Annotated in this window: 15 protein-coding genes and 1 pseudogene; 10 read left to right on the forward strand and 6 right to left on the reverse strand. The window is 45.4% G+C overall.

The window, feature by feature from the left end:
* The first annotated feature begins 355 nt into the window (after positions 1-355).
* From PYW33_RS01960 to PYW33_RS01980, 5 genes are read left to right on the forward strand one after another with little or no spacing between them, the layout of a single operon-like run.
* Entirely contained in the window at positions 356-1,174 is an 819-nt protein-coding gene (locus PYW33_RS01960; RefSeq protein ID WP_004645032.1) for an ABC transporter ATP-binding protein, read from the forward strand.
* A complete protein-coding gene (gene mlaE / locus PYW33_RS01965) occupies positions 1,171-1,950 on the forward strand; it encodes a lipid asymmetry maintenance ABC transporter permease subunit MlaE (protein ID WP_004645033.1) in 780 nt (259 codons plus the stop codon). Before PYW33_RS01960 ends, mlaE begins: the two co-directional genes overlap by 4 nt.
* Complete coding sequence (mlaD, locus tag PYW33_RS01970) at positions 1,950-2,627, forward strand: outer membrane lipid asymmetry maintenance protein MlaD (RefSeq protein ID WP_004645034.1); 678 nt, start codon at positions 1,950-1,952, stop codon at positions 2,625-2,627. The genes mlaE and mlaD overlap by 1 nt, the downstream gene beginning before the upstream one ends.
* 18 nt (positions 2,628-2,645) lie before the next feature.
* Complete coding sequence (locus tag PYW33_RS01975) at positions 2,646-3,278, forward strand: MlaC/ttg2D family ABC transporter substrate-binding protein (RefSeq protein WP_004645035.1); 633 nt, start codon at positions 2,646-2,648, stop codon at positions 3,276-3,278.
* A 15-nt stretch (positions 3,279-3,293) separates the two neighbouring features.
* The gene (locus PYW33_RS01980) at positions 3,294-3,584 is read left to right on the forward strand and encodes an STAS domain-containing protein (protein WP_004645036.1); all 291 of its coding nucleotides are present in this window, start codon (positions 3,294-3,296) and stop codon (positions 3,582-3,584) included.
* Between the two features lie 117 nt (positions 3,585-3,701).
* Here the strand turns inward: PYW33_RS01980 and PYW33_RS01985 are convergent, their stop codons facing one another.
* Positions 3,702-4,715: a CorA family divalent cation transporter gene (locus PYW33_RS01985; protein WP_004645037.1), complete on the reverse strand. Its 1,014-nt coding sequence runs from the start codon at positions 4,713-4,715 to the stop codon at positions 3,702-3,704.
* A gap of 152 nt (positions 4,716-4,867) precedes the next feature.
* Between PYW33_RS01985 and PYW33_RS01990 the strand changes: the two genes are divergently transcribed.
* Both PYW33_RS01990 and PYW33_RS01995 read left to right on the forward strand, forming a co-directional pair.
* The gene (locus tag PYW33_RS01990; RefSeq protein ID WP_004645038.1) at positions 4,868-5,458 is read left to right on the forward strand and encodes an LOG family protein; all 591 of its coding nucleotides are present in this window, start codon (positions 4,868-4,870) and stop codon (positions 5,456-5,458) included.
* A gap of 30 nt (positions 5,459-5,488) precedes the next feature.
* A complete protein-coding gene (locus PYW33_RS01995) occupies positions 5,489-5,890 on the forward strand; it encodes an NUDIX hydrolase (protein ID WP_004645039.1) in 402 nt (133 codons plus the stop codon).
* Between the two features lie 4 nt (positions 5,891-5,894).
* Here PYW33_RS01995 and PYW33_RS02000 read toward each other — a convergent pair whose 3' ends face one another.
* Positions 5,895-6,530, reverse strand: coding sequence for a ComF family protein (locus PYW33_RS02000; RefSeq protein WP_004645041.1), 636 nt, complete (start codon positions 6,528-6,530; stop codon positions 5,895-5,897).
* Entirely contained in the window at positions 6,517-8,562 is a 2,046-nt protein-coding gene (gene recG, locus PYW33_RS02005) for an ATP-dependent DNA helicase RecG (RefSeq protein WP_004645042.1), read from the reverse strand. The genes PYW33_RS02000 and recG overlap by 14 nt, the downstream gene beginning before the upstream one ends.
* A gap of 33 nt (positions 8,563-8,595) precedes the next feature.
* Between recG and PYW33_RS02010 the strand changes: the two genes are divergently transcribed.
* Complete coding sequence (locus PYW33_RS02010) at positions 8,596-9,408, forward strand: NAD-dependent epimerase/dehydratase family protein (protein WP_004645043.1); 813 nt, start codon at positions 8,596-8,598, stop codon at positions 9,406-9,408.
* 113 nt (positions 9,409-9,521) lie between these two features.
* On the opposite strand, the gene plsB is transcribed toward PYW33_RS02010, so the two are convergent.
* Entirely contained in the window at positions 9,522-12,089 is a 2,568-nt protein-coding gene (plsB, locus tag PYW33_RS02015) for a glycerol-3-phosphate 1-O-acyltransferase PlsB (protein WP_004645044.1), read from the reverse strand.
* 282 nt (positions 12,090-12,371) lie between these two features.
* On the opposite strand from plsB, the gene PYW33_RS02020 reads away from it, so the two are divergent.
* Entirely contained in the window at positions 12,372-13,244 is an 873-nt protein-coding gene (locus PYW33_RS02020) for an acyl-CoA thioesterase (protein ID WP_004645045.1), read from the forward strand.
* A gap of 174 nt (positions 13,245-13,418) precedes the next feature.
* On the forward strand, positions 13,419-14,666 hold the full coding sequence (locus tag PYW33_RS02025) for a dicarboxylate/amino acid:cation symporter (protein ID WP_016806779.1): 1,248 nt from the start codon (positions 13,419-13,421) through the stop codon (positions 14,664-14,666).
* A 287-nt stretch (positions 14,667-14,953) separates the two neighbouring features.
* Here PYW33_RS02025 and yihA read toward each other — a convergent pair.
* A pseudogene (gene yihA / locus PYW33_RS02030) lies at positions 14,954-15,730 on the reverse strand (ribosome biogenesis GTP-binding protein YihA/YsxC); the annotation flags it as partial.
* 105 nt (positions 15,731-15,835) lie between these two features.
* Positions 15,836-16,276: an RrF2 family transcriptional regulator gene (locus PYW33_RS02035; RefSeq protein WP_016806778.1), complete on the reverse strand. Its 441-nt coding sequence runs from the start codon at positions 16,274-16,276 to the stop codon at positions 15,836-15,838.
* Between the last annotated feature and the right edge of the window lie 62 nt (positions 16,277-16,338).

A 16,338-nucleotide genomic window follows, 5' to 3' on the forward strand; every position in this document is an offset into this window, starting at 1 on the left:
ATGCATTGAGTTTTTTGCTTTTTAACGTAAAATGTCTACTAAATCATATTTTGTCAGGGTTATGATAACTATTAATATGAAAAGCTTAGCTCTTCGATCTCAATTGATAGAGGTGTATATGCCATATATCGCATTGACTTTGATTTTATGTAATATTATCTATTATTTATACAGTCTTTTTAATTAATCAATGTATTTCACCCAAGCTTAAGTACATATTTTTATTATAAAAAATACGAAATAATCTATTGTTGTCATTTTTTAATGATATTAAACCACCTTTTCAACTGCTAACATTTTGAACTTCGTTCCTTTATAGTATGCATGCTGAAAAAATGCAGGAATAAACTCAGCTATGAAAAATCAAACAGCGCGAGATACTCAATCTCTGATTGAAGTCAAGAATCTGAGCTTCAAGCGGGGTGAGCGCGTGATTTATGACGATGTGAGTTTAAATATTCGTCGTGGGCAGATTACCGCCATTATGGGACCATCTGGTACTGGTAAAACCACCTTATTAAGACTAATTGGTGGGCAGCTGGTTCCTGAGCACGGTCAGGTTTTATTGGACGGCAAAGATATTGCCACGATGTCACGTTCCGAACTTTTTTCAGCACGTGCACGGATGGGTATGTTGTTTCAGAGCGGTGCTTTGTTTACCGATATGAGCGTGTATGAAAATGTCGCATTTCCGATTCGAGCACATACCAAATTGCCGGAACATCTGATTAAGGAAATCGTGGCATTGAAACTGGAATCAGTCGGTTTACGTGGTGCAGAACAGATGATGCCGTCTGAACTATCCGGTGGTATGAACCGACGCGTAGCTTTGGCCCGGGCGATTGCGCTGGATCCTGAGCTGATCATGTACGATGAACCATTTGCCGGACAGGATCCGATTGTGATGGGCGTTTTGACTCGTCTGATCCGTTCATTACGTGAAGCACTGGACTTGACCACGATTATTGTTTCGCATGATGTCGCAGAAACTTTATCGATTGCGGACTACATCTATGTGGTGGCAGAAGGCAAAATTCAGGGCGAGGGCACACCGGCAGAACTAAAAGCGCATCCGTCTGCTTTTGTACAGCAATTTCTGACTGGTTCGGTAGAAGGTCCAGTGGATTATCAGTTTAGTCATCAAGCTTATTTAAGTGATGAGGTTCGTTCATGAATGCAATTGCCGCATTAGGTAGACGCGTTATTGAACGTGTACAGGGGATTGGGGTCGCGACCCTGATGCTGTTGCAGATTTTATTTTCCATGCCGACCTGGCTTGGAGTAAAGCTGTTTGTTTATCAGATGTATCGGGTTGGGGTATTGTCCCTGCTGATTATTGTGGTTTCTGGTCTGTTTATTGGGTCTGTGCTTGGTTTGCAGATGTTTAGCATCTTGTCGACCTTTGGTAGTGAGTCGATGCTAGGAACAGCGGTCGCGCTGACCTTGCTGCGTGAGCTGGCACCTGTGGTCGCCGCTTTGCTGTTTGCAGGACGTGCCGGTTCAGCCTTGACTGCTGAAATTGGCCTGATGAAAGCCACTGAGCAATTGTCCAGTATGGAAATGATCGGTGTGGATCCCTTAAAACGGGTGATTTCGCCGCGTCTTTGGGCAGGGATTTTTAGCTTGCCAATGCTTTCCGTCATCTTTGCTGCAGTTGGCATTATGGGCGGTAAAATGGTCGGGGTGGATTTTCTGGGTGCCGATGAAGGCGCTTATTGGAGCGGCATGGAAAGCAGCGTGCAATTCTATAAAGATGTCTTGAATGGCACCATTATTAAAAGTTTTGTATTCGCATTAATTTGTACCTGGATTGCGGTATACCAAGGCTATGCCTGTGTCCCGACATCGGAAGGTATTGCAACTTCTACAACGCGTACAGTCGTGTATTCTTCACTGTGCGTTTTAGGCTTTGATTTTGTGTTGACTGCGGTCATGTTCGGAGGTGTTTAATGAAATCACGTACTAGTGAGCTGGCCGTTGGTGTTTTTGTTATTTTATTTGGTATTGCCTTATTCTTTTTAGCGATGCGTGTCAGTGGTCTGGTCGGCAGCAATATTTCCGACAGCTATAAAATGACGGCAACTTTTGAAAATGTGAATGGCATCAAGCCACGTGCCAAAGTCGCTTTAAGCGGGGTGAAAGTGGGACAGGTCGATGAGATTACCCTGGATCCTGTAACGCGTCTGGCAACCGTACATATGACTTTAGATGGCTCATTGACCTCGTTTAATGCTGAACAATTAAAGCAAGTTCAGGAGGAAGCTCTGGACGAGTTACGCTACAGCTCGGACTATGAAGCAGCGACACCTGCGCAACAAAAAGACATGGAAAAACAACTGTTAGCTAACATGAAATCCATCACCAATATTGATGAAGATGCTTATATTATGGTAGCGACCAATGGGTTATTGGGTGAAAAATACCTGAAAATTATTCCAGGTGGTGGTCTGAACTATTTGAAACGTGGTGATCAGATTGCCAATACCCAAGGCACCATGGAAATTGAAGATTTAGTGACGAAGTTTATTACTGGTGGTGCCGGTAAATCGTCGGATAGTCAAGAAACTGCCCCAGAACAGGCGACAGTTTCAGAATCGACTGATGCAGAACCTGCATTTGTTGAATAATAGATTGAGGAGATTTCAGTGAAGACTTTAGTAAAACAAGCGCTTGCAGCAAGCATTCTTTCAACAATGGTTGCTGGTACAGTGTTTGCTGCACCGTCTGAAGCGCCACCTGTTTTTATTAAAAAAGTAGCAGATGGTTTGATTGAGCGCCTCAAAGCTGATAATGCAAAATTGCAGAACAATCCAGCACTGGTAAAAGCGATTGTCCGCCAGAATCTGGATCCATACATTGATTCACAGTCTTTCACGCGTATTGTGATGGGGACTTATGCGACGAACCAGTATAGTACTGCTGCACAGCGCGCGCAGTTTGAAAAGAATTTCCGTGAAACGCTGATTGAAAATTATGGTTCTGCATTTTCCAAGTTCAGCAATCAGACCTATAGCGTTCGCCCATACAAGGCCAGCAATAGCAAAAACCCTGTTGTAACCATCGACTTTAATAATAAAGGCGAGAAAATTCCGGTGGCGTTCCAGCTGGTGGACAAAGGTTCACAATGGAAAATCCGCAACATCAACGTATCGGGTATCGATCTAGGTTTGCAATTCCGTAACCAGTTTGCTGCGACAGTCAAACGTAATGGCGGTAACATAGATAAAGCTATTGCTAACTTCAAACCGGATGCAGAAGCTGCAATCGACAAGAAATAATCAGATAGGTGAGCCGTGATTGTATTCAAGGATCAGGAATTGCAGGTTTCAGGCAAGATTGACTATGCCAATGCGCAGGACTATTACTTAGATGGTCTGCGTGTGGTTCAGTCGCAGACCAAGTTTCCGCTTGTGGTTAATCTGGCTGGGCTTGAAAGTGGCAGTACTTTGGCTTTGGCGGTATTGGTGCGCTGGTTGCGCCAGACTCCTCAAGCGCAAGGACTGCAGTTTAAAGCTGTCCCTGCTAAAATGATGAATATCATTCAGGCCTGTCATTTACAGGATGATTTACAGATCATTCAGTAAATAAAAAAAGCACCGAAAGGTGCTTTTTATTTTTATAGAACTGAATGTATGAGGTTCCCTTTCCTGACAGGAGAAGGGAAAATCCCTCCCTTTTGAAAAGGGAGGTTAGGAGGGATTCTAAATCCACTTCTTCCATCTAAAGTAAATCAATGGCCCAATCAAAAAGCCGATTAAAATAATACTGACTATAATAAAGCTCATAGTGCCTTGTGCAAAAGGCAGAACTTCGGTATTCATGCCATAAATACTGGCAATTAGCATCGGCGGCGCAAGCATACTTGGTAAGATCGAGAATCGACGAATCGTATCGTTCTGTTCCGTGTTAATGAATCCGGACGTGGTATCGAGCAGGAAGCGCACTTTCTGGAACAGGAAGGCATCATGTTCAACCAGCGAGCGCACATCTTCACTGAGTTCTCGGATATCCGCATCATAAATATGACTGCCCAAGGCGCGTGGACGAGACAGGAAAGTCAGAACACGACGCAAATCGATCAAACAGAGTTGCGCTTTACCGAGCATATCTTCCAATTGAGCCAGTCGGGTAATCATGTCATCCAGATCAAGAATTTGCTCACGATGGCGGTTATTCAACACTTCAGTTGAATATTTCTCTAAATCTTTATGGACATCTTCCAGAATATCGGCCAGTTCATCCAGTTTGGCTTCGAGCAGACCCAATAGAATCCAGGTCGGATCTTTATAATCGATTTCATAATCATTGCGGCGCGCACGGGCACGGAAGGCACGAAAGGCCACCAGCTTTTCGCCACGCAAGGTAAACAGACGGTCCTTATGCAGAATGAATGCTACGGTTTGTACCGTCGCCAGCATGCTGGATTCATCTTCGTTTTCGTTCTCGACCTGATAGTTTTTATTTTTGGTTAAAAAATAGGTACTGATATGCAAAATACCGTCATCATCACGGTAAAATCGGGCACTAGAGGAAATATCTTCCAGCGATTTTAAGGTCGGCAAGTTTTGCGCATAGGCATCTAGAATCCATTGCTGCTCTTCTTGTGAAGGTGCAATCAGATCAAGCCATACTAAATCTGGATGCAGGTCGAAATCACCGTTAATCGTGATATCTTCTAAGCTACCGCGCTCTGTGGCGTAAAAGGCTTCAAGCATGCTGTCTTTTCTCCCTGGCGCAGTATGTGAATTGGAATGGGTGTATTTTAGACAAGGAATTGAATAAAAACACTGATATTAAGCAGTTATTTTTGGAAAAAACTCGCTTGCAGCGATTTCGTACAATATAGCGTCAATTGGAGAGTGAAATGATGAATTCTATCGCAATTTTTTGTGGTTCAGCACTGGGCTCCGATCCTCTCTATGCCCAGATTGCCGAAAAAGTTGGCCAAACCTTGGCAGCAAGGCATCAGACGCTGGTCTATGGCGGTGGTCGCTCCGGTTTAATGGGCATTGTTGCTGATAGTGCTCTGGCTGCTGGTGGCAAGGTGATTGGCGTAATTCCAAGACAGCTGGTCAATCGTGAACTGGCGCATCCGCATATTACCGAGCTATTTGTGGTCGATAATATGCATGAGCGTAAAACCCGTATGTCAGAACTGGCACAGGGATTTATTGCCATTCCGGGTGGTGCAGGAACGCTGGAAGAAATTTTTGAACAATGGACATGGGCACAGTTGGGAATTCACAAAAAGCCTTGTGCTTTTTTAAATGTAGATGGTTTCTATGATGATTTACTCAAATTTATCCATATGACGACTGAGAAAGGTTTTACCAAAGCGCGCTTTAGCGATGCTCTAATTGTGAGTGATAATCTGGATGAGATTTTGCGCCAATTTGAAAGTTATCAGCCGCCTGAAGCGAAATGGGGTATGGTCGATCAGACCGATCTTGTAAAATAAGCTGTCCACAGCATGATTTGTAGAAAATAAATGAACGTGATTACGGTGGCTGCGGCCATTATTTTAAATGAAGCGCAGCAACTGCTGGTGGTTCGCAAAAAAGGGACGTCTTGCTTTATGCAGGTTGGTGGCAAGCTGGAGCCAAATGAAGCACCAGAAGCAACGATGTTGCGTGAAATTCAGGAAGAAATTGGCACACAGGCAGAGATTCAGCAATTCATTGGGCGTTTTGAAACCCAGACGGCGAATGAACCAGATCATCAACTGGTGAGTTATGTCTATTGGGTAAGTCTGGATCAAGCACCAAAAATTGAAGCGGAAATTGCCGAAATGAAATGGGTAGATCTGGATGAAAAAGAGGTACGACTCGCACCCTTGACCACTGAAGTTGTGATTCCTTGGGTGAAGTCGCAGTTACTTGCCCAAGCTTAAATTTTCAGATTTGCGCGCCTGCCAGACAGGCTGCATAAATTTTTTGACAGCCCAGTTGTTCAAGTGTTTGGCTCAGTGCCCGAATCGAACTGCCGGTTGTCACCACATCATCAATAATCAGCACCCGACGATACCGCAGCTTGGAAATGGTGCTGATCTGGAATTGCGACTGGATGTCTTCAATCCGCTCCAGTCGGCTTAGACCTTTCTGTGAATGTTGTTTTAGTCGGGTAATCGGTTGCCAGATGGGTACATTCAGCTGTTTTGCCACATGTTTGGCCAGTACCAAAGATTGATTATAACCGCGCTCGGCCAGACGCTCATTCGAGATCGGCATCGGTACTATTGCACTGACTTTAGGCAGGTCTAAACTTAACAGTGCACCTGCCAGTAAATTTTGCAAATGCAGTTTCTGTTCATATTTAAACAGTTGAATTAAACGATCCATCGGGTAGGCATAGTTGCAGGCAATCTGGAACTGCATTTCCTGTCGTTGAATGGTTTGATGTGTCCAGGGTAATTGTCGCCAGCAATCTTCACAGACTGAATGAATGGCCTGATGATCGGTTAGACACAGCTGGCAGGGTTGTAGGCGAGTCAGCCAGAGTTTTCCATGTTCCAGTAGTTTAAACATAGGCATAGCGTGGTGCTTCCGGTAGCCAACGTTGCAATAATGCTTCAGCCTGATCTGGATAATCCTTGAGCATCTGCTGAGCCACGTAATGTGCCTGATTGAGCAGGTGATCATCCCGTTCCAGTTTGGCCACACGGAAATTCATGTCGCCAGTCTGTTTGGTCCCGAGCAACTCACCTGGGCCACGCAATTCCAGGTCTTTCTCGGCAATCATGAAACCATCATTAGTTTCGCGCATGATTCTTAAGCGTTCCTGACCATTTTGAGACAGCGGATGTTTATACAGTAGGGCACAGAAACTGGCTTTGGCGCCACGACCGACCCGGCCCCGTAACTGATGCAATTGAGATAGGCCCAGACGTTCAGCATTTTCAATTACCATGATGGAAGCATTGGGTACATCTACCCCGACTTCGATCACGGTGGTGGCAATCAGGAGCTGTAATTCATTATTTTTAAACTGCTGCATTACCGCCTGTTTTTCATCGGCTTTCATCTTGCCATGTACCAGTCCGATATTCAGCGCAGGAAAGCGCTCGCGAATTTCGGCAAAGGTCGCTTCTGCGGCCTGAGCATCCAGGGTTTCGGACTGTTCTACCAGTGTACACACCCAATATGCCTGCTTACCTTCAGCACAGTTGCTGGCAATCCGTTGCAAGACTTCTTCGCGTCGATCTAATGGAATGGTCACGGTCTGAATCGGGGTACGGCCCGGCGGCAGCTCGTCAATCACCGAGGTATCCAGATCACCATAGGCAGACATGGCCAGTGTGCGGGGAATCGGAGTCGCAGTCATCACCAGTTGATGCGGAGACATACCATCTAGCCCTTTATTTCTGAGTGCAAGGCGCTGATCCACACCAAAGCGGTGCTGTTCATCAATAATCACCAGACCCAGTTTGGCAAACTCGACATTTTCCTGAAACAGGGCATGCGTTCCGATCACCAGATGGGCGCTGCCATCCCGAATCACCTGTTCCGCTGCGGCGCGAGCTTTACCTTTCTGCTTGCCGGAAAGCCAGGCTACATTTAAGCCCAAAGGCTCAAACCAGCGTTTAAAGTTCAGATAATGCTGCTCGGCCAGAATCTCGGTCGGTGCCATCAACGCCACTTGCCAGCCTTCTTCCAGTGCATGGCAAGCTGCGACACCAGCCACCAGGGTTTTACCCGCGCCGACATCGCCTTGCACCAGACGCAACATCGGTTTATTGCTTTTTAAATCCTGCACGATTTCTCTGGATACACGTTTTTGCGCACCGGTCATTTCAAAAGCCAGACTGGCTAAGAGCTGTTTGGCATAGGTTTTACTGGGCGCAAATGAAGGCGCTTCGACTTGCTGAATAAAGGCCCGACGTGTCAATAAACTGATCTGATGCGCTACCAGTTCTTCAAAGATCAGGCGCTGCTGTGCAGGATGTGAGCCTTGTGCTAGTTGCAGCATATTGGCATTGACTGGCGGGTGATGGATATATTCCAGTGCCTGTTTCAGTGCATAACCATTGCTAAATTTTGCTGGCAGTAGTTCAGGCAGATGGTCGCTGTATTGAGCCAAGGCCTGCTGAATATAATCCCGTATTTTGGGTTGGGTCAGGCCTTCAGTCGCAGGGTAAATCGCCGTGAGCTGGGTTTGAGGTAAAGGTGTGTCCTCAGTAATGACTTGCAGTTCGGGATGATACATTTCCAGACCGCGCGCACCGACCCGCACTTCACCAAAAATTCTTAAACGGTTACCCAGTTTGCAGCGGTCAGTAATACCTTTATAGATATGATAAAAACGTAAAGTAACCTTGCCAAAATCATCATCCAGCAGCACAGCCATAGATTTGCGTTTACCGGGTGGAAAATCTACACCTTTAACGATCCCTTCCAGCAGATAACTGCGTCCCACGCTCAATTGATTCATGGGAATGATCGTGCTACGGTCTTCATAGTCACGTGGTAGATGAAAAAGCAAATCATCAGTATTGAAGATATTTAGTTTTTCGAGTAATGAAGCGGCGGCATTGCCAACGCCTTGTAACTGATGGACTGCAGCCATGTCCCCTCAACCAGATTTGTGATTCGGTGCTCAATGCATATTTTATTTACCGGTTATGGTAAAACATCCCGACGTGTGGCTAAACAACTATTTGAGCAAGGTCATCAAATTAGCACAATTAGCCAGAGTCCCAAAACAGATTCATTCGCAACTCATCTGATTCAGGATGTGCATAAACTGGATTTAACAGCAGTTACACCGATTGACTGGGTCTATGTATTACTTAGTCCAAAACAAAGTACGGTTGAAGGCTATCAGCAAACCTATCTGGATTCTGTTCAGCCTATTGTGGCTGCCTTGAAACAGCATCCGGTGAAACAGATTGTGGTGGTGTCATCCACCCGGGTCTATGGGCAAGATGCCGGTGAAATCGTAGATGACGAAACTGAAATTCACCCGAATGATGCTCAGAGCAAAATCTTGCAGCAGATGGAGCAGGCTTATTTCACTGCTTATCCTGAGAAATGTACCATCATTCGTCCAAGTGGGATTTATGGAGCATCGGTAGAACGCCTACAAAAAATGGCCGCCTCGATGTTGAGATATCCGAATCTGCACTGGTCCAACCGGATTCACATTGAAGATTTATCACGTTTCTTATCACAGATGATTCACGTGGAACATCCTGAAAATTCTTATATTGTGACAAACAACGATCCAAAATTAATGCATGAAATATTGCAATGGTTCCAAAAGCAGATGGGGCTTCCTTTGCTTAAAGTAGAAAGTGAGCAGGTGACAGGTAAGAAGCTTTATGCGACCCGAATGCAGAAAATGGGATTTGAGTTAGAGCATCCAGATTGTTATGAGGATTATTTGGGGTTGATGAGGAAAAATAATTCTTAGCTCCTCCTTGTAAAAGAGGAATATTCTTCCCTTTCTCGAAGGGAGGTCAGGAGAAGGGCTTTTTAAATTACCTCTCCCTAACCCTCTCCTGAAAGGAGAGGGAATAAAAAGCCTTACTTCTTCTTCCGCTTCGCGCGTTTCTTGGCTTGTTCAGCCGCAACTGCATCCAAAGCTTCTTTCAGTTCTTCATCCGTAAAGTCGGTGATGTGATGCAGCATCTGCAACTTCACTTCATCCAGTACCAGATCTGCATACTGCGCCACATTGGTCAGCTGTTCATCAAAGACAATGGCATTGTCTTCATTGGTACACAGATAACCTTTTTGGGTTAAGACTTTAATAAAGCTTTGGAATAGGGCTTTGTCGAAGAACTCAGGTGAGTTGAATTCGTACAGTACAGACAGGCGCTGCCCAACCAGATAACTCAGCTCTTCCACCTGACGGGTCGAGATATTGCCTGAACCGCGCTGGGTAATCAGTGCCAAAGTCATATAGTAGCGTTCCAGACTTTGAGTCACGGGTGCAGCTAGAACCTCAAGCTGATGATGTGCTTCTGTATTTGGTGCAGGTGCAATCAGGTTTTCACCATCTTGTGTAATCAGTTTCGAGGCAATTAAGCTATCAATATGCGCATTCACCTGATCCTGAATCTCGTCTTCATGCCATTTTAAGAACAGTTCGGCTTTGAGGAACGGATATAGGGTGCTGCTGATATTGATCACATCATGACGGCGGATGGTGCCGTTATGTTCAGTCAGGGCTGCAATCAGGGATGGCAATATAAAAGTATGCACAATATTATTACGGAAGTAAGTTAGCAGAACCGCCTGATTATCCTCAATCGCAATAATATCTCCCAGTACATGCTTCACCCGTTTGATCAGTTTCAGCTTCATTGCATAGGCAATTATTTCTTTGCCTGACAGCGGTGTAACCTGCATGCGTTCATCATAAGGCAGGGCGGTGAGCAAGGTGCGATAGGTATCCAGCTGTTTGATACAGATTTCTTCATCCAGCGTATGTTTTGGCGTGGCCAGCAAGATTAAAGATAATAACGATACCGGATTGATCACGACTGCACTGTTAATATTTTCCAGAATAGCCTGTGCAGAGCTATTCACCGCGTCAGAAACCGCTTGTGGAACCGGATCATCGTTCTTTTCGATCTTGATATTTTCTGCACCATGCTGTTTCAGGATATCATCCAGAAATACCGGTTTACCAAAGTTCAGGTGCACCTTGCCAAAAATACGTTCAATCTTGCGCAGGGTTTTCAAAATACCAAAAATAGACTCGGCTTCTTTTGGCTTACCACTCATCTCACCGACATAGGTACCACCTTCCATTAGGCGTTCATAGCCGATATAGGTCGGTACAAATACAATCGGTTTGGACTTGCCACGTAAATGACCATGCACGGTCATTGCCAGCATCCCGGTTTTTGGCGGTAGCAAACGACCGGTACGTGAACGGCCACCTTCAATAAAATATTCTAGCGGGGTATTACGTGACAGGACGCTATACAGATATTCTTTAAACACCGTAGTATAGAGCGCGTTGCCGCGGAAAGTACGGCGAATAAAGAAAGCGCCACCACCACGTAAAATCTGACCGACAAAAGGCATATTGAGGTTATCGCCCGCGGCAATATACGGCACCATCAAGCCACGGCGATAGATCACATAAGACAATAATAAATAGTCAATGTGACTGCGGTGACATGGGGTATAGACAATTTCATAATCCTTGGCCAATTCACGCACGGTACTGAAATTATGCACTTCCACGCCGTCATAAAGCTGGGTCCATAAGCGGGTCAGGGCCTTGTCGGCAAAACGTACGGTAGAATGAGAATAGTCGGAAACGATTTCGTTCAGATAACCGATGGCGCGACGTTCAGACTCCAGCATCGAGATTTTGCTGCGAATACTGTCATTGCGAATCGCCGCCTGTACATCTGGCGACTTGATCAGACCATGCATCACATTACGGCGGTCGGACAGATCCGGCCCGAGAATGACTTCACGCTGACCATCCAGGTAATCATTTAAAGTGCTGACAATATAAGTTGCTGGCGCTGAATTTGGATGCGTCTCTTTGGCAAAGTTAATCAAGGTGCGTAAAGATTGCGGTTCATGAAACTCTAAATAAGACTGGCGACCATGCAGGCCGATATTGACCAGTTGTTTGACCCGGCTTGGCGTAGACCAAGTATCGGTAAATAAAAGCTTAAACCAGGAATCTTCTTTCTCAGGTTCACGTCCCCAAAGTACTGTTACCGGAACCAGTTCGACATCCAGCTCAGGATGCTGTTCCAGGATTTCAATCAGACGTAACAGGCGCGGCGGGAAAGCATGCGGGGGAGAACTCAACAGGTTATTTTCATCATGATGCTGTAAAAACAGTACCGATGCTTTTTCCTTATTATTGCCCAGTTGCATTGGATCAAGTGCAGCCGGCAATTTTAAGCGTCGCGTTTCTGCATCGACAACCAGTGCATTACTACGCGAATGGTTCTGTAAAACGTAGCAGACCAGTTTCTGCGATTCTGCTGCAGTCTGATCAGATTCAGGCGCTGTCACTTCACTTGGTACTTCCCCAAGAACATGAGGGGTAACCACAAGATCAAGTAACTTACTTGAAAGCTTGCGATACATTTGACCAAAGCCATTCTTGGACATAGCTGCTCCTAATTTTACTGACCAAAACCACAGGACTTCTGAGGGAATTTATTTTGCGGGTTTCTAAAGCGAAACAATATATCTTTTTTTAACAACTTCAACAGAAGTGCTTCAATTTTAGCGTGAAAGCAGGTGCTTTTCCTAGTCACTTATGACATCAGTATGACAGAACAGTCATGCAAACTTTAGAGTTTCGGTCTGATTTTGTGGCAGAATATTCCAGATCAATTATTTAGATCCGTTTTTCCATTTTGGATATCTCCAATATTAGATAGGTTGCTTATGAATGCCTTAACACAGGAACTGGTCGAGCTGCTTAGCTTAGAAAAGTTAGAAGAAAACATTTTCCGGGGAATCAGCCGGAATCTGGTGGGCAAGCGCGTGTTCGGTGGGCAGGTTTTAGGGCAGGCACTACGCGCCGCGTCTTATACCACAGATCGTCCAGCACATTCATTACATGCCTATTTTCTGTTTGGCGGGGATGTCAATGCACCGATTATTTATGAAGTGGATCGTATCCGTGACGGCAAGAGCTTTGTCAGCCGTCAGGTGCGCGCTATTCAGCATGGCCGTACCATTTTCATGTGTATGGTGTCTTTCGCGCATCAGGAAGAAGGGCTAAATTACCAGATTTCAGAGCCTGAATATCCACCGGCAGAAAGCCTGAAAAATGAAGCGGAACTGATCAAACAGATTATTGAGTTTATTCCGGAAAATGTCCGTGCATCTTTCACTCGTGATCGTCATGTGGAAATTCGTCCGGTCAATCCGCAAAATCCATTCCAGCCTCAACCTGAAGCACCGTCTTATGCGCACTATATCCGTACGCATGACCGTATTGCTGCAGAAGTCGATCAGATCTCCTTGCATCAGGCTATTGCTGCTTTCTATTCTGATTTTACCTTGATGACCACAGCGCTTCGTCCACATGGTCTGAGCTATATCTCGCCAAGTTTGCAATGTGCCAGTATTGACCATGCCATGTACTTCCATAAACCGTTCCGTGCGGATGAGTGGATGCTTTACGATATGGATGCCACCCAAAGCGCCAGTTCGCGTGGCCTGAATTTTGGCCGGATGTGGCAGAACGGTGAGCTGGTCTGCAGTACCTCTCAGGAAGGCTTGATCCGTTTACGTGAAATCGAAACACAGTAATTTTTCTTCCTGCTCAAAAAGTCGAATCCCTGATTCGGCTTTTTGTTTTTAAGCCGGATGAAAATGGCCATTTGATATCATGTCCTCACGCCGCGTTTATAAAATATTACTCGATTCTGTAGAATTCGCATGGCATAGTGCGGCTTAAGATCAATATTAAAAATGCATGAAAAGATGAGCTTAAATACGCAAATTCTAATTGCCGCCGTATTGGGGGTGCTGTTTGGATTTCTATTGACGATATTTCCGCAGACCTCATTTTTTGATGTCAGCTTATATGGCATCGGTATCGTCAGCAGCATTTTTATTGGCTTGTTAAAAATGCTGTTAGTGCCGCTGATTTTTAGCTCGATCGTGGTCGGCGTATCCAATCTGCAGGCGGGTGGGCAGCTAAGCCGCACCTGGAAAATCACCCTGATGTGCTGTGTGACCACCACCACCTTGGCGCTCATTTTAGGTCTGGCGTGTGCGCATTTGTTTGATGTCGGTAAGGGTGTTGATGTGCTGATGTTCCAGGATGCCATGGCGCAACATCAAACGCCAGATACCCTGACACCTTCATCTTTCTTTACCAATTTTATTCAGAATACCCTGATCAATCCGTTTAAAGCTTTTGCCGATGGCAATGTCTTGGCGGTGGTAGTCTTTGCCTTATTTGTTGGTGTGGCACTGGTGGCAGGTGGGGATAAGTTTCGTACTGTGCGCAAGCTGAGTCACCAGTTTTTCGAAATCATGATGTTGATGATTGGCTGGGTGATGAAACTGGCACCGCTTGGTATTTTTGCCTTATTGGCTAAATTAATTGCCACTGAAGATGTTTCAGTCCTCAGTCGTCTGGCTGAATTCGCTGCGGTGGTTACCGGCACGACGATTTTTCATGGCATCGTGGTCTTGCCTTTATTGCTATGGGTTTTCGGCAAGATGGATCCGGTCACGTTCTTTAAAGGCACACGAGCTGCTCTGATTACTGCCTTTGCTACCAGTTCCAGTTCGGCCACCATGCCCTTGTCAATGAAATGCGCACAGGAAAATTTAGGAGTACGTCCACATACCGCAGGCTTTGTGATTCCACTTGGTACACAGTTGAATATGGATGGCACAGCACTGTATGAAGCGGCAGCAGCATTATTTATTGCCAATTTAATGGGACTGGATCTGAGTCTGGGGCAGCAACTGGTCGTCTGCGCCACGGCGATGATTGCATCCTTAGGTGCACCAGGAATTCCGAGTGCCGGTATGGTGACCATGATTATGGTCTTGCAATCGGTCGGTTTACCTGCCGAGGCGATTGCCATTCTTTTACCGATCGACCGTTTACTGGATACCGTACGTACAGTGGTAAATGTTCAAGGGGATATGATGATCAGCGTGGTGGTGGACCGGCATACGCGTGAACCAGAACCACAAGTTACGGACAGTTAAAATAGTCAAAAGACAAATAAAAAAAGCAGGTATTTAACCTGCTTTTTTATAAGGTGAGTTTTAGCTGATTTTAAATAAATCAAGAACGATCCCAGACCATTCCGGTGATATGGATCTTAATCCGCTGAATGCTTATTCTGATTCAGCTCATCTGCAGCCTTAAGCTCGGATTGATCCTGATCAAGCAATTCAAGTGGTTCTTCAGCTTCATTTAAAGCATGCATCGATACTTCAGCATGCTCAGAATCAGCTTCACTAAGTTCAAGTTCTTCAAGCGGTTCATCGGATTCATTCAAATCATGCACTGATGCTTCCGGAATACTGTCCAGATCATATTCAGAAGCTTGATCTAAGGTAAAGTTCAAACGTCCACCCATGACACTGGCCAGTTCTTCTAAACCTTGTTTGTTCATGGAGGAAAACAGTTGAATCGAGAAATCCAGCTTCATCTTTTTCAATGCCGCTTTGACTTCCTGCAAGGCTTTGGATGCAGGACCACGGTTTAGTTTATCTGACTTGGTTAACAAGACATGCACGAACAACTGGCGGGAATAAGCCCATTCCAGCATCATCACATCGAAGTGTTGCAGGGGATGACGGATATCCATCAACAATACCAGGCCTTGTAAGCTCTGGCGATGAATCAGGTAGTTTTCCAGTTCTTTTTGCCAGACCAGTTTCATTTTTTCAGGCACAGCCGCATAACCATAACCGGGTAAGTCGACCAGACGCTGATCCGGATTACCCAGACTGAAAAAGTTGATCATCTGGGTGCGGCCAGGTTTTTTCGATGCACGTGCCAGCTGTTTCTGGTTAGTCAGGGCATTAATCGCACTAGACTTACCTGCATTCGAGCGGCCGGCAAAAGCAATTTCATAGCCTGTATCTTCTACACAAAGACTGAGTTTGGGTGCACTCATTAAAAATTCGGCTTTGCGTAGCCAGTTGAGTGCGCGCACAGAATATTCAGTAATGGCAGAATCAACTTTTTTCTCATAGCTGATCTTTTGCTTAGGCGCATGGGCTGTCTTACTGTTTTTGGATTTTCCTCTGCTGTGGTGCATAACTCAACTTCAATAAATGATCTACAATGAAACATTATAAAGGAAGTCGCACAGGCAAGCGAACTTTGCCGCAAGAATAAGTCACAAGACCTGACCCGGAAGACTTTAAAGATTAATCAGGCCGATCGGAGAATTTGTACTGAAACGTGCATTTTTTGGCGTAATCACATCTTTAAGCACATATTGGTCCAGACTGCTATAAAACTGTTCCACCGCATCATCTAGAATGCCTTTTAAACCACAGGTTGGACGTAATACGCAGGGTGGGCTATTGCATTCCACTACATTGCTGTCGCGTTGCAGGATCCGCACAATCTGTCCCAGTCGAAGGTTCAGGCTTGCCGGATTTAAACGTATGCCGCCACCTTTGCCACGTGTGGTGATCAGCCAGTCCTGTTTCGCCATAAAGTGCACGATTTTCATGGCATGATTTTGTGAAACCTGCAAGCGCTCGGCAAGCTCTGCAATGGTATAGGGGAGATCACGTGGCTGTGCGACATACATCAGGATCCGAAGCGCATAGTCAGTGAATTTATTGAGTTGCATAAGATCAACAGCTAGAAAATGAAAGAATTGAATGCTAAAAGCTCCACGAATGGAGCTTTTAA

It is taken from the genome of Acinetobacter lwoffii, assembly GCF_029024105.1.
Lineage (GTDB): Bacteria > Pseudomonadota > Gammaproteobacteria > Pseudomonadales > Moraxellaceae > Acinetobacter > Acinetobacter lwoffii.

Excerpts from the sequence above, each read along its gene's own strand:
- PYW33_RS02035 (WP_016806778.1), bottom strand. The coding sequence starts at position 16,276 with ATGCAACTCAATAAATTCACTGACTATGCGCTTCGGATCCTGATGTAT.
- PYW33_RS01990 (WP_004645038.1), top strand. The coding sequence starts at position 4,868 with ATGAATTCTATCGCAATTTTTTGTGGTTCAGCACTGGGCTCCGATCCT.
- PYW33_RS02025 (WP_016806779.1), top strand. The coding sequence starts at position 13,419 with ATGAGCTTAAATACGCAAATTCTAATTGCCGCCGTATTGGGGGTGCTG.
- mlaD (WP_004645034.1), top strand. The coding sequence starts at position 1,950 with ATGAAATCACGTACTAGTGAGCTGGCCGTTGGTGTTTTTGTTATTTTA.
- plsB (WP_004645044.1), bottom strand. The coding sequence starts at position 12,089 with ATGTCCAAGAATGGCTTTGGTCAAATGTATCGCAAGCTTTCAAGTAAG.
- PYW33_RS02000 (WP_004645041.1), bottom strand. The coding sequence starts at position 6,530 with ATGCCTATGTTTAAACTACTGGAACATGGAAAACTCTGGCTGACTCGC.
- mlaE (WP_004645033.1), top strand. The coding sequence starts at position 1,171 with ATGAATGCAATTGCCGCATTAGGTAGACGCGTTATTGAACGTGTACAG.
- PYW33_RS01985 (WP_004645037.1), bottom strand. The coding sequence starts at position 4,715 with ATGCTTGAAGCCTTTTACGCCACAGAGCGCGGTAGCTTAGAAGATATC.
- PYW33_RS02010 (WP_004645043.1), top strand. The coding sequence starts at position 8,596 with ATGCATATTTTATTTACCGGTTATGGTAAAACATCCCGACGTGTGGCT.
- PYW33_RS02020 (WP_004645045.1), top strand. The coding sequence starts at position 12,372 with ATGAATGCCTTAACACAGGAACTGGTCGAGCTGCTTAGCTTAGAAAAG.
- recG (WP_004645042.1), bottom strand. The coding sequence starts at position 8,562 with ATGGCTGCAGTCCATCAGTTACAAGGCGTTGGCAATGCCGCCGCTTCA.
- PYW33_RS01960 (WP_004645032.1), top strand. The coding sequence starts at position 356 with ATGAAAAATCAAACAGCGCGAGATACTCAATCTCTGATTGAAGTCAAG.
- PYW33_RS01995 (WP_004645039.1), top strand. The coding sequence starts at position 5,489 with ATGAACGTGATTACGGTGGCTGCGGCCATTATTTTAAATGAAGCGCAG.